Origin of the sequence: Acidocella sp., assembly GCF_013044125.1 — a bacterium.
GTDB lineage: Bacteria > Pseudomonadota > Alphaproteobacteria > Acetobacterales > Acetobacteraceae > Acidocella.
This window is the reverse complement of sequence record NZ_JABEVC010000192.1, coordinates 1-15,636: the sequence shown is the minus strand read 5'-3', so window position 1 is coordinate 15,636 and position 15,636 is coordinate 1. Positions and strand designations below refer to the sequence as shown.

Here is a 15,636-nt window from a genome sequence, read left to right as displayed (position 1 = left end):
TCGCGGAAGCCGCCGCCAGCCAAACGCCGCCGGAGGTGCAGCCCATGACCACCGCCAGCTGGCCAACCCCCGCCCGCCGGCCCGCCGATTCGCGGCTTGATTGCACCAAACTCGCTCAGGTATTCGCCGTCACCCTGCCCCCCTGGCGCACCAGCCTGGGACCAATTGTGCAACAATTGCTAACCCTTGACCCCCCAGACTGATCGCGCGCCGGGACATTCATGTGGCAACGCAACATAGATCAAGCTCTTTCATTGCCTAGAGCCGCGTTGCCTCTGTATAATCAATCCTGATGCCACGGTTAATTGAGGACATGAAGCAACGCATGATGAAAGCCCTATGTCCCATGCCCGGATCATCCCGCGATGGTGACTTCCCTTGAGCCGGCTTGCCTCGGCTTCTGCGCTGCCAACCATCACCATCCTGCTTTCAACCTACAACGGTGAACAGTTTCTAAAGGCCCAACTGGAAAGCTTCACCGCCCAGCGCTACACCTGCTGGACCGTGTTCTGGCGTGACGACGGCTCCACCGACGGTACTCTCCCTATCATGCGCGCCTTCACCGCCGCCAACCCGGGCCGCTGCATGGAGGCCGCCAGCTCCGGCCCCCATCTCGGCGCGGCGGAGAGTTTCCTAACCCTGCTGCGCGAGAGCCACGGCGCCGAGATGGTCGCCTTTTCGGACCAGGACGATGTCTGGCTGGCTGATAAATTGCAGCACGCGATGGAATCCCTGCGCCCGGCGGGCAACGAGCCCGCTTTATACTGCGCCCGGCAATATCTGGTGGATGCAGCCCTGCGCGGCACCAAACTCTCCGCGCTGCACGCCAACACGCCGGGCTTTCCCGCCAGCCTCACCCAGAACATCGCCAACGGCAACACGCTGGTGATGAACGCCCCCGCCGCCATGCTGGTTGCAGGCCTGGGCCGGCCGGAGGGCACGGTACATGACTGGTGGAGCTATATCGTCGTTTCCGCCTGCGGCGGGCGGATCATTTTTGACCCGCGCCCGCAGGTGCTCTACCGGCTGCACAAGAACAACCTGATCGGCTCGTCCCGGCCGCTGCCCGCCCGCGCGCTTGCCGCCATCCGCCGCGGCCCGAAAATATTCATGACCATGATGCACCGGCACGCCGATATTCTGGCCGCCGGCGCCAGCCATCTCACCCCGCAAGCCCGTCACGACCTCAAATCCATCCAGTCCGCGCTCCAGGGCGGGCTTGCCGCGCGGCTGGCGGCACTGCGCTGCACGCGTTTCCGCCGCCGCACGCTGCTGGAAAACCTGCTGTTCAGCCTTTGGTTCATCACCGAAAAACCCAGCGCCGCGCGGAGCGCTCAGCATCAGCCGCGCAAACCGGGCCAGGGCACGGCCGAGCCGGACGAGCTGCGGTTGAACCGCCCGGTGACCCAGTCATAGCCTCCCTTTGCCCCGCGCGGATCAATCTGAAGCCATCGCACTCTGAAGCAGCCCGCCGCGGCCAGCCGGCCTCAAGCCACCGCGCCCCGCTGCACGGATTGTTTTGATTCCGGGTCGTCCGCGCCGGGGCTTAAGGCTTCCAGCAGGGCATTACGCAGCTGGTTGAGCTTGCGCTCGTTTTCCACCTTCATGCCGAACACGTCCTTCACATAGAACACGTCCACCGCGCGCACCCCGTAAGTGGTCACATGCGCCGAGGCGATCTGCAACCCCTGCGCCGAAATCGCCGAGGTCACATCGTGCAGCAGGCCGGGGCGGTCGCGCCCGTTCACCTCCACCACCGTATGCCGGTTGGAGGCGCGGTTATCCACCACCACGCGCGGCGGCACATGAATCGCGCGCATCCGCGCCGGAATCAGGCTGCGGGTCGCCTTGCGGATCTCCGAAGCCAGCCTAAGCCGGCCCGAGAGCGCCTGTTCGATCAGCGAGGAGAGCCGCGCCAGCCGGTGCGGCGCGTCATACGGCCCGCCGTTGGCATCCTGGATCCAGAACGTATCCAGCGCCATGCCGTCGGTCAGCGTGTGGATGCGCGCATCCACGATCGAGGCCCCGGCAATCGCCAGCGCGCCCGCAATCCGGCTGAACAACCCGGCATGGTCGGCGGTATACACCACAACCTCCGTCACCGCGCGCGCCGGCAGCGGCTCGGCATGCACGGTCAGCGGCGCATCGCGGTGCTTGGCGTCGCGAATCATGCGGGCATGGCGCTCGATGCTCTCGGGGTCGAACCCAAGCCAGTACGAAGGATAACCCAGCGCCAGAAATTCCTCGCGCACCAGCTCCGGCCAATCCGCCAGCAGGGAGGAGACAACCTCCTTCACCCGGCTGATCCGCGCATCGCGCTCGGTGGTGGAAAGCCCGCCTTCCAGAACCTCGGCCACGCGCGAATACAGCTCACGCAGCAGCGTCGCCTTCCAGCCGTTCCACACCTTGGGCGAGACCGCCCGCATATCCGAGACCGTAAGCACCAGCAGCAGCCGCAGCCGCTCCGGACTCTGGATGGTATCGGCCAAATCGAGGATGGTCTTCGGGTCATCAATATCGCGTGAGAACGCCGTCTGCGTCAGCATCAGATGATGCAACACCAGCCAGGAGACCATCTCTGTCTCCTCGGCGCTCAACCCCAGCGCCGGGCCCACATAAAGTGCTATCTCCGCGCCCAGCACGGAGTGGTCCCCGCCCCGTCCCTTGGCAATGTCATGCAGCAGCAGCGCCACATACAGCGCCCTGCGCGACTGCACCTGGTCAATCAGATCGGTCGCAACCGGCGCAATTTCCTTCAGCTCGCCCGCCTCGATGGTATTGAGCACCCGGATCGCATGCACCGTATGCACATCCACTGTGTACACATGGTAGGTGTCAAACTGCATCTGCCCCACAATGCGCCGCCAGTCCGGCAGATAACGCCCCAGCACCCCGGTCTCGTTCAGCAGGCCCAGCCACCGCGCTGAGTCGCACGTCCGCTCATCGCCGTCGCCCTCTTCCTGGCCGCAGAGCAGGTTCATGAACAGAGCCGCGGCCTTTTTGTCGCCGCGCAGCTCGGCCCCCAGCGGGGCGGAGCGGATTAACACGCGCAGCGCCAGCGGGTGCAGTTCCAGCCCGCGGTCGCGCGCGCAAAGCAAAATCCGGAAAATACTCGCCGGATCCGTCTGCGGGTCATGCCCCGGCGCAAACAATATCTTGCCGTCAGCCAGCACGAAACCAGCCTCCACCAGCGCCGCATCGGTCTCCGCCGCAATCGCCGGCGGCCCCAGCGCCGCGCGCACCAGGGCCGGCTCCAAAACGCCGGTCACCCGTGCCACCTCGCGCACCATCAGGAAGTAGTGGCGCATGAAGCGCTCCACCCCGTCCTGGCGGCCATGGCGCGTATAGCCCATGCGCGCGCCAACCACGGGCTGGAAATCAAACGTCAACCGCTCTTCCGCCCGCCCCGCGACATAATGCAGATGAAAGCGCACACTCCACAGATATTCCCACGCCCGCTTGCATGAGCGCGCCTCGGTCGCGGTCAGAATCCCGCCGCCTGGCGCATCCTTGCCCACCAGCTCGGTCATCGCGAAGGTGTTGAACACATAGCGCGCCAGCCAGTAGAGCGTCTGCAAATCGCGTAGGCCGCCCTTGCCTTCTTTTACATTGGGCTCGACCATGAACGGCGTCTCGCCGAACCGGCGGTGGCGTGCCGCGCGCTCGGCCTGCTTGGCGACAATATAGGTCCCCGGCCCATCGGCCGCGCAATCCGCGCGGAAAGCCTTCTGGAAATCCACGAACAGCGCCCGGTCGCCGGTCAGGCAGCGCGCATCCAGCAACGAGGTGCGGATGGTTACATCCTTGCGCGCCTCCTCCAGGCAATCGGAGATAGAGCGAGTCGCATGGCCGACCTTCAGCCCCAGGTCCCACAGAAAATACAAGATGAACTCAACCGCCCGGTCCACCTTGTCCGAGGCTTTTCCTCCGGTGAGAAACAGCAGGTCGATATCCGAGAACGGGGCCAGCGTGGCGCGGCCATAACCGCCGGTGGCCGCCATCGCCAGCCTGTCGCGCTCCGCCAGCGGCAGCATCGCCAGCGTGTAGGCAAACAACGAATTAACCAGCTCATCCATCAACCCCGCATGCAACCGCGCGGCGGTCAGCCCGTTCAGCCCGTCGCGCTCAAAGCGCTGCTGCACATAGGTCTGAATTCGGCCAAGCTGGCGGCGAAACCCCGCCAGGGCGGCTTCACGCGGCGGCGGCTCGCCCAACAAAACAAGTTCTGCCAGAGCGGTGGCGATTTCGGGTTGCTTGGGAGATGTCAACATATCGTACACGCTAGATCAATCCGCTGGATATGGGAAAGCCGTGTTTTCGTTTTTTGCCTAGATTTTTACGCAGAGCGGGCTCCCGCACGGAATATTTACACATCGCCCGCCCCGCCCATCCGCCGGCGCAACGCGTAGAGCGCATCCAGCGCCTCGCGCGGGCTCATCCGGTCCGGGTCCAGCGCCTCAAGCTCCTCCAGCACATCCTGCCGCGCATCGGTTTGTTCCTGCGCAACATTAGCAAATAAAGGCAGCGCCGAAGTTGCAGGAACATCGCGTTCCGCCGCCTTCAACAAAATTTCCGCCCGCCTGGCCACGCTTTCAGGCACCCCCGCCAGACGGGCCACATGCACACCCCAACTGCGCTGCGCGGCCCCGCGCACAACCTCATGCATAAATACCACCTCGCCCTTAAATTCCTTCACACGCATCGTATAGGGGGTCAGCCTTGGCAAAGCCTCGGCCAATTGAAATAATTCATGAAAATGTGTGGCAAATATGGCGCGGCACCGGTTACTGTTATGCAGCGCCTCCAGCACCGCCTGCGCAATCGCCAGCCCGTCGCGCGTGCCCGTGCCGCGCCCGATCTCATCCACGATCACAAAACTCTTAGGCCCAGCCTGATGCAAAATCGCCGCGGTCTCAATCATCTCAACCATGAAGGTCGATCGCCCCGAGGCCAGATCATCCGCCGCCCCCACGCGCGAGAACAGCCGGTCCACCAGCCCCAGCCGCATTGCCTCGGCCGGCACCGGCAATCCCGCCTGCGCCAAAATCACCGCCAGCGCGTTCTGGCGTAAGTACGTGGATTTACCGGCCATATTCGGCCCCGTCAGCAGCATCAGCCGCTGCGCCGGACCAAGCTGGCAATGGTTGGCGATAAACCCAACCCCCGGCGGCAGCGCCGCCTCCACCACCGGATGCCGCCCGGATTTTATCTCAAACGCCTCGTCGCCGGAAAGCTCCGGGCAACAAAACCGTCCAGTGGCGGAAAGTACCGCGGCAGACTGCAAAACATCCAGCAACGCCAGCGCCTGCGCGCAGCCCGCCAGCGCTTCCGCCTGCGCCAGAACCTGCTTCACCAGCCACGCGAACACAATCGCCTCGCGCCCCGCCGCCTGGGCCGCCGCTTCCGAAATCCGCTGGTCCAGCGCGGAGAGTTCCGGATGCGTGAACCGCGCGCCATTGGCCATCCCCTGGCGCAAAATCAACTCAGGGTTTTCCCGCAGCTTCTCAACCGCAACCGCCGGCACCTCGATCACATAACCCAGCTGCGCATGATGCCGTATCTTCAACGACGCCACGCCATAGCGCGCCGCCAGCTCGCTCTGGAACTGCGCGATCACCTGGCGCGTATTATCGCGCAGCGCCCTTTGCGCATCCAGCTCCGGGTCAAACCCGGCCGCAATCGCCCCGCCATCCTCCAGCCGCAGCGGCGCCGGCTCGGCCAGCGCGCGGCCCAGCACATCGGCCAGCCCAGGTGCCGGGTCGAGTGCCGCCGCCGCCTCATCCAACAACCGCCCCCCCTGCGGCACCATCGGCCGCAACCGCGCCGCCGTATTCAGCCCAGCCGCAATCGCCGCCAAATCCCGCGGCGCCGCCCGGCCCAGCGCAATCCGCCCCAGCGCGCGCGACACATCCGGCGCCCCGCGCAAAACCGCGCGCATCGCCTCGCTTTGGCCCATGTCGCGCAGCGCCAGCCACGCGCCTTGCCGGTCCTGCAACACATCCAGCCGGTTCAGCGGCGCTGCCAGCCAGGCCGCCAACAACCGGGCGCCAGGCGCGCTCACCGTGCGCTTCACCGCCGCCAACAAGCTCCCTGCCTCAGCCCCACCCCGGCTGCCCAGAATTTCCAAACTGGCGCGCGTCGCGGCATCCATCTCCAGCTGCCCCGTCTCCCCGGCGCAAACCGGATGCGAGAGCCTGGGCATCGCCCCCATCTGCGTCGCCGCGATGTAGGCCAGCACATGCCCCGCCGCCAGCACCTCGGCATCGCTGAACACGCCGAATGCATCCAGACTGGCCACGCTGAAGCGTTGCGCCAGCTCGCGCCGCGCGGCCGGCGCCCCCGCCGGCGCCTGCATCGCCAGCCGCCCAGGCACCACCTGCCGCGCCGCATAAGGGCCAAGCTCCACCGCCCCGGCGCAAAGAATCTCCGCCGGGTCCAGCCGCCCCAGCACAGCCGGCAACCCCGCCGCATCGGTAGCCTGCGTCTCGAACAACCCGGTGGAAATATCAGCCCAGGCCACCCCCAGCCGCCCGCCCTCGGGTACAATCGCCACCAGAAAATTCGCCCGCCCGGCCTCCAGCAAACTCTCTTCGGTCAACGTCCCCGGCGTCACCAGCCGCACCACCGCGCGCGCCAGCGGCCCCTTGGCCCCGCGCGCCTTGGCGGCCGCCGGGTCCTCCATCTGCTCCACAATCGCAACCCTGAACCCCCGGCGGATCAGCCGCGCCAGATACATCTCCGCCTGACTCACCGGCACGCCGCACATCGGCACGGGCTGCTCCTGGTGTTTTCCGCGCGCGGTCAACGCAATATCCAGCGCCGCGGAGGCCGCCTGCGCATCAGCGAAAAACAGTTCGTAGAAATCCCCCATGCGGAAAAACAGCAGCGCATCCTCGTGCTCCGCCTTCATGGCGAACCACTGCGCCATGGCCGGAGAAGCGCCTGTTGCATCGGTGGGATTCATAACCCGCATTAATGCCGCTTGTGCGCCCGCTTGCCAAATGCCCGTGCGCCGCGCGCCCTATTGCGCGGCCACCTGGCCAATTTGGGACACCTGCGGCTTCCATTTGTGCTGCAACATCCCAGCCTCCAGAATTTGGGCAAACACCACGCCAGGAACCGGGCGGCTGAACAAATACCCCTGCGCCTGGCCACAGCCATAAGCTTTGAGAATCTGCGCCTGCTTGGGCGTCTCCACCCCCTCCGCCGTCACCACCATGCTCATGCGCTCCGCCAGACCGATAATCGCGAGGATAATCGAGCTGTCATCCTTCTCATAGCCAAGGTCGCGGATGAACGAGCGGTCGATCTTGATCTTGTCAAACGGAAACCGCCGCAGATAGCTGAGCGAGGAATACCCCGTGCCAAAATCGTCAAGCGCGATCCGCACCCCCCGCCCATGCAACTGCCACAGCGCATCCACCGTCTCGCTGTTGGTCTCCAGCATGGTGGTCTCGGTAATCTCCAGCTCCAGCCGCTCCGGCGCCAGCCCCCCCTGCGCCAGCGCGCGGTCGATAATTTCCACCAATCCACTGTCGCGAAACTGCAGCGGCGAGAGATTAACCGCGATCCCCACATGCTCCGGCCAGCCCGCCGCCTCCCGGCACGCCTGCCCCAGCACCCATTCGCCGATCTGCCCGATCAGCCCGGCCTCCTCGGCCAGCGCAATGAACTCGCCCGGCGCCAGCAGCCCCCGCTCGGGATGCTGCCAGCGCAACAACGCCTCCGCCCCGATAATCCGCCCATCGGCCAGATCCACCAGCGGCTGATATTCCAGGCGGAATTCGTCACGCAACACCGCCTGGCGCAACGCCGACTGCAAAATACGGCGGTCCTTCTGCCGCTCGTCCATCTCCACGTCATACAAACGCCATGCACCCCGCCCCTCGGCCTTCGCCCGGTACAGCGCGAGGTCGGCATTCTTCATCAGCCCGCTCGGGTTGCGGCTGTCGCGTGGCGCCATGGTGATGCCGGCACTCATGCCGACCTGCACCATCTGCCCATCGAAGTGATACGGCCGCGACACCCGCTCAATAATCCGCGATGCAATCCCAGCCGCCTCCTGCGGGTCCTCGGTGACCAGAATAATCGCGAATTCATCGCCCCCCAGCCGGGCCGCGATATCAAACTCGCGGATGCAGCCACGCAGCCGCTCGGCCACCGACACCAGCACGCCATCCCCCGTGGCATGGCCCAGCGTATCGTTGACGATCTTAAAATGGTCGAGATCAAGGCACAGCAGCGCAAAACCCGTCTGCTCGCAGTTGTCGCACGCCTGATGCAGCATCTCGGAGAACAATACGCGGTTGGCCAGCTTCGTCAGGCTGTCGTGGCGGGCCAAAAACGCAATCTGCTCCTGCTGGCGCCGTTGCCCGGTAATGTCCGAGCCAACGCCATGATACCCCGAAAACCGCCCGCTCTTGTCCAGAACGGGCTTGCCGGTGAGCGACCAATAGCGTTCCTCGCCGTTGATCAGAACAGGCACCACCATATCCCGGAAAGACGAATGCTCCTTGATGATCCGGCACAACCGGTCGATCGGCGAGCCGGGGCGATGATCGTAATTCATGATCTCGCCCAGCATGGCGCGCGGAAACTCCCCGCGGAAACTCTCCACCGGGCGATGCGCCACCTGGGTCAGCCGCTGGCTCACCTGCTGCAACTCCAGCGCCTCGTTGGTCTCCCACAGCCAGTCGCTGGCGCTTTCCTCAAAATCGCGCAGCAGCAGCTTGATAACCTCACTTTTTTCCTCAAGCCGGATGGCGCTGACAGCCCGTTCATTCAACCGGCTGTTGACATAGAAAATGCAAAACCCTGTCAGCCCCATGAAAGCGACCAGATTAAGCATGGCAACCGGCTCAAAGGGATCGGCCAAAAGCGCCGCGAAAAAGATACCAACACATATCGGCGCCCAATAGGCGAGTGCGCAGGCAATCGGTGAAACCATAACCGGCGTCGCCAGGCAACCAACAAAAATGCCGTACATCAGGCTGAGTTGCCCGACATTGTGATGCCGCATCAACATCACAAGCATTATGTCCCAGCCAATGCCAAGCACCACCAGCAAACGCACCATAACCGTGAAATAGGCCTTGGCGTCAGGTCCCGAGGAATGGTCGCGTTTGAGCCACAAAACAGCGCGGCGAAAGATCACCAGATAGCAGACGCAAACGCCCCCCATCACCACCGATCTCAACCAAAACTCGTCCATCCTCAGAAAGCCGATAAACAGCAGGGAAATCGAGCTTAGCCCCAATATCGATATGCCCAGGATCATGTAGCTGAAATCGGCCGCCTGATCGAGCAGCAAACGCTCCGTAAGGTCCTCGGGGACTCTCACTCCTTCGGCCATTTTCCTGAAACTCTGGACAAAAACACCCGCAAGCCGTGAAATATAACGGAAGCTGCCGAATATTCCTCGTCCCCTGGCCTGCTCCTCAAGACCTCTGATCGTTAAAATCTAATCCTCCTTGCACCGGACCAGGCATCACCTACCCACCCTATAAGCGCAACTTAACGTAACGCCTTTCTTAACAGCGTACTATCTTTAATTGCTTTTCTTCACAACGCTTTTCATAAAACCCCGGCACGCTGAAACACTCAGCCCACATCCCCGGGGCCGGTGCAAATCCCGCGCCTCATTCTGCGGCCCAGCCCGGCCAAAACCTTCCATCAAACACCAGCCTCCATGGCTGTGAAAACCCCTCAGAATAGCATTTTGTTTCACGCAGGACAGCCTTGCGTCCAGCTTAGCCGCAAAAAAATTACTGCCCCAGAGCATCCCTCGTGCGCGACACGAAAAACAACTATAATACAAGCACAATTAGTTATAAGATTTTATTAATGTGATTTCTGCTTTACCCCGCATTTCGCACAAAACATGCCTTTAAAAAATCATGCTCTTTACGCATTATAAATGATTTTTTTCTCTACATCTTGGGGCTGAAATGGTTACTAATTCTTCTTGTTTGAGTTGCAACAAGGAGGATTTTAATGAGTTCTTTATCAATCACCACCCCCAACTTCACGCGCGGTAATGTCCGGCCGCAAACACGACACTCCGGGCTTACCGCCCGCCTAGCTCTGGACGATCAAACCAAAGCCGACGCCTACGCCATCCGTCACGCCAGCTACCTCTCCGGCGGATTTATCGACCCGCAACCCGGCGGCCTATTTTCCGATGCCGACGACCTGCGGCAAAACGCCCAGTCAGTCGTTGTTTACAAAGGGGACATTCCGGCAGCCTCCGCCCGGATCTGCATCCGGGACTATACCCCCGGTCTGACCGGCTGGGATGAAATCCCCGCTTCCAGGATCTTCCCCGAGGCCGTGGCGGACCTCGCAGCCGGCATCACACATGGCAAACCTGCAAAAATCATGGAAAGCAACCGCCTGGTGCGTCATCCGGATTACGCCACGGATTACCACCTGGTTTTCGTCCTCTATCGTCTGGTTTCCCACCTGCTGACCGAAACCAACTCTGACATGCTGCTCTCCTGCGTGCGCCGCAACCACACGCCATTCTACAAACGCATGCATTTTAATTATATCGACGGTCCACGCCGCTACCCTGGCGTAAAATTCGAAACCAACCTGATGTGCCTGCCAAAAGACGGTTTTAACAAAACCCGGCAAGACTTCAGCATCATCGGTGCCGACCCCAAAACCCTCGCCACCTACGCCGGACTGCTGCATGGTGAAACCGTCAAAGTTTTCCAGGAGGACTGATCATGCAAGCCCCGCTCACCATCATCACCGGCCTCGCCGGCCTCGCCTGCTTCGCCGCCTTCTCCTGGGCCGTGAAGAAACACTTCCGCCAGACCGGCGCCATGCCGCCCGGCATGAAGCTGACCAGCGGCCTCAGCCTGCTCGGCCTGGCCTGGTTCGCCTGGCACCTCACAGCGGGCGTCTCGCAGGCCTGGCCCCTCGTGCTAGCCCTGTTCGCCGCCTCATACTGCATCTTCAGCTGGGCCGTCCGCGCCACCCGCCACACCCCGCCCACTCTGGCGTTTGACACTGACCAGCCCAGCTTCCTGCTCCGCCACGGCCCCTACCAGTATGTGCGCCACCCGTTCTACCTAGCGTATCTGCTGTTCTGGACCGCAACCGCTCTGGCCGCCCAAACCGTGCTCGCCTGGGCCGCGCCCGTCATCATGGCGGCGCTGTATTTCGCAGCCGCAACGCGCGAAGAGCGCAAGTTCGCGGAGTCGGACCTCAGCAGCGCCTACGCCGCCTACCGCGCCCAGGCCGGCATGTTCCTGCCCAGGCCTTCAGCCCTGTTCGCCAGCTAACGGTATACGGTATAAGGGCAGAGTCGCGGCTCTGCCCTCCCGCCACCGCCCCGCGCGAAATCCACGCAAAAGAAAACCCGGCCAAAGGACCGGGTTTGCTCAAAAGCCAGAATTGTCTCCAGCGTTCAGCCCTGGCGGGCCTTCATGCGCGGGTTTTTCTTGTTGATCACGTACACCCGGCCATGGCGGCGCACCACGCGGCAGTTCTTGTCGCGGATCTTTGCGGATTTCAAGGAGTTACGGATCTTCATAAGAGGCTCTCGGGTTAAAGTGTTCAATCGGTGGCGCGGTATGCCGCCCCTGCCCCGCCCTGTCAACCCGTATGCCTACTTACGCTGTCATCAAACGGTCATTGGCCTTGGCCATCAATCCTCTGTTGATACCCCGTCACAGCCGCTAAAGCCACCGAATCGCCTGGAGCACGGATATGAAAATCAGCTTTGTCGTCCCCGCGTATAACGAGCAGGCCCTTCTCACCCGCTCCCTCACCGCCATCCGCGACGAAATCCAGCGCGCCGGCCAGGAGCTGGGCAAGGACGCCGAGATCATCGTCGTCAACAACGCCAGCACGGACCGCACGCGTGAAGTCGCCCTCTCCATCCCCGGCGTCACCGTGATCGACGAACCCCGCAAAGGCCTGGTCCAGGCCCGCTGGTGCGGCTTTGAGCACTCCACCGGCGAGCTGATCGCCAATATCGACGCTGACACCATCATCCCTCCCGGCTGGCTCACCGAGGTCATGCGCCAGTTCACGCGCGGGCCTTCCCTCGTCGCCCTCTCCGGCCCCTACATCTATTACGGTGTACCAAGCCGCGTGAACCTGGTGGTCGGCGCCTATTACCGTCTCGCCTTCACCGCCTATTTGCTCAACCGCTTCGTGCTCAACGTCGGCTCCATGCTCCAGGGCGGCAATTTCATCGTCAAGCGCGCCGCCATGCTCAAGCTCGGCAGCCCGGACCTGCGCTTCTCCTTCTACGGCGAAGACACCGACATGGCCCGCCGTCTCTCCAAGGTTGGCGGCGTGAAATTCACCTTCCGCCTGCCCGCCCAATCCTCCGGCCGCCGCCTCGCGGGCGAGGGCGTCTTCACCATCGGGCTGCGTTATTCCATGAACTTCTTCTGGGCCACCTTCCGCAAAAAACCCTTCACCGAAGCCTGGCAGGATATCCGCGAGTAACCGCCCCGCGCCTCAAACCGCCGAGTTCCCGCCATCCACTGGCAACATCGCGCCGGTGATGAAGGCGGCGTCCTCGGAGGCCAGAAACGCAATCGCCGCCGCCACATCGCGCGGCTGGCCCAGCCGCCCCATGGGAATCGCCGCCGCCATCGCGCGCAGCCTCTCTTCTCCCGCAACCCCCGCCTCGCGGCGCAGCATCGGCGTATCCGTATCGCCCGGACACACGGCATTCACCCGTATCCCCTGGCGCGCATGGTCCGCCGCCATGCTGCGGGTCAGCTGCACCACCGCCCCCTTGCTGGCGCCATAGGCCACCGCCCGGTCCGCGCCCACCAACCCCCAGTCCGAGGCCACATTCACAATCGCCCCGCCGCCCTGCGCCGCCATCACCGGCACGGCCGCGCGTGAGAGCCGGAACACCGCCGTCACATTAACCGCCAGCGTCATATCCCATTGCGCATCGGTGCAGTCCTGCGCATCGCCCTGGAACAATATCCCCGCATTGTTCACCAGCACATCCAGCCGCCCGTGCCGCCGCACGGCCCATTCCACCAGCCGCTCCGCCGCCTCGGGGGCCGCCACATCCACCGCCAGAAACTCACCCCCCAGCGCCGCCGCCAGCGCCGCCCCCGCCTGCGCGTTGCGCCCGCTCAGCATCACTTTCGCCCCCCGCTCGGCAAACAGCCGCGCCGCCGCCATCCCGATCCCCGCCGTCCCACCCGTTATCAACGCCACTTTACCCGTCAGCATTTTTGTCACTTTCACCTGTTTGCGCCCATCCGCCGCCAAAAAAGCTAAGGCGGCATGATTTGACAACACCGCCAATCAGGCCAATTCCTCCGCCATGGCAAAAATCTCTTATTCACGCATAGGCTTCCTCCTCACCTGCTTCCTCTTGCCCGGCCTCATCGGCACCTTCGCCAGCTTCTCCATCCCCGCCCCGGTGGTGGATGAGCAGCACCAGCAGGCCGCGCTCGATGCCGTGCTAAACGCCCCCACACCCGCCGCCCAGGCCGCCGCCATCGCCAGCCTGGCCAACGATGTCGATGCGGACACCGCCGCCATCGTCACCACCGGCACCGCCCCGCTGCCCGCGCGCATAGCCGCCGCAAAGGCCAACATGCGCCAGGAAGTGGTGGCCCAGGCCCGCGCGGAAGCCTATAAAATCCGCCTCATGGTCATCACCATGACCATTCTCGGCGCCATCTTCGGCGTCGCTTTGCTCGGCCCCGGGAAGCAATGAGCCAACACGCCCCCTCCTACTACGCCGCCACCGCCCACAAGCAGGACTCCCGCCCCCCGCTGCAAGGCCGCGCGCGCGCGGATGTCTGCATCATCGGCGCCGGCTTCACCGGCATCTCCGCCGCGCTGGAACTGGCCGAACGCGGCTTCTCGGTCATCGTGCTGGAGGATCAGCGCACCGGCTTCGGCGCCTCGGGGCGCAACGGCGGCCAGATGGTCAACGGCTACTCGCGCGGCCTTGATGTCATCACCAAACGCTACGGCGAAGCCGCCGGCCGCCAGATCGGCGCCATGGCCATGCAGGGCGGCCAGATCATCCGCGCGCGCGCCGCCAAATACGCCATCGCCTGCGACCTGCGGCCCGGCAACATGTTCACCGCCATCACCGCCAAACAAATGCGCGGGCTCGAACACCACGTCAAAATCTGGAACCAGCACGGCTATACCGATTTCGAGCTGCTGGACCGCCCCGGCCTCGCCGCGCATGTGCGGACGAACCGCTACACCGGCGGCCTCATTGACCACCAAGGCGGCCACCTGCACCCGCTCAACCTGGTCCAGGGTGAAGCCGCCGCCGCCGAGACCCTGGGCGCCCGCATTTTCGAGGACTCGCGCGTCACCTCGGTGAGCACCGGCGCCACCCCCGTGGTGAAGACCGCCAACGGCGAGGTCCACGCCAATTTCGTCATCGTCTGCGCCAACGCCTACATCGGCAACCTGCTGCCCGAAATCGGCGGCAAAATCATGCCCGTCTCCACCCAGGTGCTCACCACCGCACCACTGGGCGCCGCCGCGGCCGAACTGCTGCCCTCCAACCTCGCCGTCGAGGACTGCAACTACTTTCTCGACTATTTCCGCCGCACCGCTGACAACCGCATCCTCTACGGCGGCGGCACGGTTTACGGCGCGCAGGATTCCGCCAGCATCCGCGCCAAAATCCTCCCCAACATGCTAAAAACCTTCCCCAGCCTGCGAAACGCGAAAATAGACTTCAGCTGGAGCGGCAACTTCGCCCTCACCCTCACGCGCTTCCCGCAAATGGGCCGGCTCTCCCCCACCGTGTACTACTCCCACGGCGACAGCGGCCACGGTGTCACCACCACCCACCTGCTCGGGCGCATCCTCGGCGAAGCCATCGCCGGCCAGGCCAGCCGCTTCGATATTTTCGCAAGCCTGCCCTACTACCCCTTCCCCGGCGGCAAAACCTTTCGCGTGCCGCTCACCGTGCTGGGCTCCTGGTACTACCGCTTCCGCGACAAAATGGGCATCTGACACACTTCAAACCAGCGGCGGACGGCAACCACCATCCGCCCCAAAATTCCAGCTTAGTAACTCAACTCAATCGCGACATCCTCCGGCCGTCCCGTAACGGTCCAGGTCTTGCCTTCAACCAAGGTAATCGTCGTCTGGCTGTCGTTATGTCCATGCCGGTACAAAAACAAAACCTGCGCGGGATTAATAAAAATCTCCCGCCGGTCATTCATCTGGTCAACCTGAAATTTCACGAGTTCCGGCAATCCAACCTCCTGTTATTTTTTAAAACGGGGCAAAACACCCCACAGACCACCCTACCACGTTACACCCCCGCAAAATACCAATTTTTATCCTGCGCCACGCCCCTATCCACCACCGTATTTCCCGCCACCCACTCACCTACCTCTCACCTACCACCCACCTGCCACCCACCTGCCCCCAACCGTCATTCTCGCGAATGCGAGAATCTTCTCGCTTTTATCCAAGAATAATTGAACCGCACCACAGCATAGCCTACCAACTCGACCGCTGCGCCACATCAGATTACGATCGAGTATTTCTTTGCATTTTTTACTAGAGTCTCTTTCTGACGATCTGAATCGTTTTGGGATTCCGGCGCGACTGAAAATCTGATTCAAGCTTATTGCTGGATCGGAGGTCAGCATGGGATGG

13 protein-coding genes are annotated in these 15,636 nt (G+C 63.2%); 7 read left to right on the top strand and 6 right to left on the bottom strand.

The genetic code is table 11. From position 1 onward, the window contains the following. Both HKL97_RS11855 and HKL97_RS11850 read left to right on the top strand, forming a co-directional pair. A partial coding sequence (locus HKL97_RS11855; RefSeq protein ID WP_291425592.1) for a sugar nucleotide-binding protein occupies window positions 1–203 on the top strand: 203 nt, incomplete at its 5' end. 175 nt (window positions 204–378) lie between these two features. Beyond that, window positions 379–1,416 carry a glycosyltransferase gene (locus HKL97_RS11850; protein ID WP_291425590.1) on the top strand — a complete coding sequence of 346 codons (1,038 nt, stop codon included), beginning with the start codon at window positions 379–381 and terminating at the stop codon, window positions 1,414–1,416. A 71-nt stretch (window positions 1,417–1,487) separates the two neighbouring features. On the opposite strand, the gene HKL97_RS11845 is transcribed toward HKL97_RS11850, so the two are convergent. From HKL97_RS11845 to HKL97_RS11835, 3 genes are all read right to left on the bottom strand, one after another. Beyond that, window positions 1,488–4,271, bottom strand: coding sequence for a [protein-PII] uridylyltransferase (locus tag HKL97_RS11845; protein ID WP_291425588.1), 2,784 nt, complete (start codon window positions 4,269–4,271; stop codon window positions 1,488–1,490). Between the two features lie 95 nt (window positions 4,272–4,366). Then, window positions 4,367–6,964, bottom strand: coding sequence for a DNA mismatch repair protein MutS (mutS, locus tag HKL97_RS11840; RefSeq protein WP_408821082.1), 2,598 nt, complete (start codon window positions 6,962–6,964; stop codon window positions 4,367–4,369). A 57-nt stretch (window positions 6,965–7,021) separates the two neighbouring features. Next, a complete protein-coding gene (locus HKL97_RS11835; protein ID WP_291425584.1) occupies window positions 7,022–9,352 on the bottom strand; it encodes a bifunctional diguanylate cyclase/phosphodiesterase in 2,331 nt (776 codons plus the stop codon). A gap of 641 nt (window positions 9,353–9,993) precedes the next feature. Here HKL97_RS11835 and HKL97_RS11830 point away from each other — a divergent pair. Next, window positions 9,994–10,728, top strand: coding sequence for an N-acyl amino acid synthase FeeM domain-containing protein (locus tag HKL97_RS11830; protein ID WP_291425582.1), 735 nt, complete (start codon window positions 9,994–9,996; stop codon window positions 10,726–10,728). Window positions 10,729–10,730: 2 nt separating this feature from the next. Next, window positions 10,731–11,291, top strand: a complete 561-nt coding sequence (locus tag HKL97_RS11825; protein ID WP_291425580.1) for an isoprenylcysteine carboxylmethyltransferase family protein — start codon at window positions 10,731–10,733, stop codon at window positions 11,289–11,291. Window positions 11,292–11,416: 125 nt separating this feature from the next. Here HKL97_RS11825 and ykgO read toward each other — a convergent pair whose 3' ends face one another. Beyond that, window positions 11,417–11,542, bottom strand: coding sequence for a type B 50S ribosomal protein L36 (gene ykgO / locus HKL97_RS11820; protein ID WP_183266312.1), 126 nt, complete (start codon window positions 11,540–11,542; stop codon window positions 11,417–11,419). Window positions 11,543–11,718: 176 nt separating this feature from the next. Here ykgO and HKL97_RS11815 point away from each other — a divergent pair, with 176 nt between their 5' ends. Next, window positions 11,719–12,468 (top strand): glycosyltransferase family 2 protein, encoded by a 750-nt coding sequence (locus tag HKL97_RS11815; RefSeq protein WP_291425575.1) that lies wholly within the window; start codon window positions 11,719–11,721, stop codon window positions 12,466–12,468. 12 nt (window positions 12,469–12,480) lie between these two features. Here HKL97_RS11815 and HKL97_RS11810 read toward each other — a convergent pair whose 3' ends face one another. After that, a complete protein-coding gene (locus HKL97_RS11810; protein ID WP_291425573.1) occupies window positions 12,481–13,218 on the bottom strand; it encodes an SDR family NAD(P)-dependent oxidoreductase in 738 nt (245 codons plus the stop codon). 94 nt (window positions 13,219–13,312) lie between these two features. Between HKL97_RS11810 and HKL97_RS11805 the strand changes: the two genes are divergently transcribed. Then, window positions 13,313–13,711, top strand: coding sequence for a hypothetical protein (locus tag HKL97_RS11805; RefSeq protein WP_291425570.1), 399 nt, complete (start codon window positions 13,313–13,315; stop codon window positions 13,709–13,711). Continuing rightward, a complete protein-coding gene (locus HKL97_RS11800) occupies window positions 13,708–14,982 on the top strand; it encodes an FAD-binding oxidoreductase (RefSeq protein ID WP_291425568.1) in 1,275 nt (424 codons plus the stop codon). The genes HKL97_RS11805 and HKL97_RS11800 overlap by 4 nt, the downstream gene beginning before the upstream one ends. A gap of 53 nt (window positions 14,983–15,035) precedes the next feature. Here the strand turns inward: HKL97_RS11800 and HKL97_RS11795 are convergent, their stop codons facing one another. Then, the gene (locus tag HKL97_RS11795; protein ID WP_291425566.1) at window positions 15,036–15,227 is read right to left on the bottom strand and encodes a hypothetical protein; all 192 of its coding nucleotides are present in this window, start codon (window positions 15,225–15,227) and stop codon (window positions 15,036–15,038) included. Window positions 15,228–15,636: the final 409 nt, after the last annotated feature.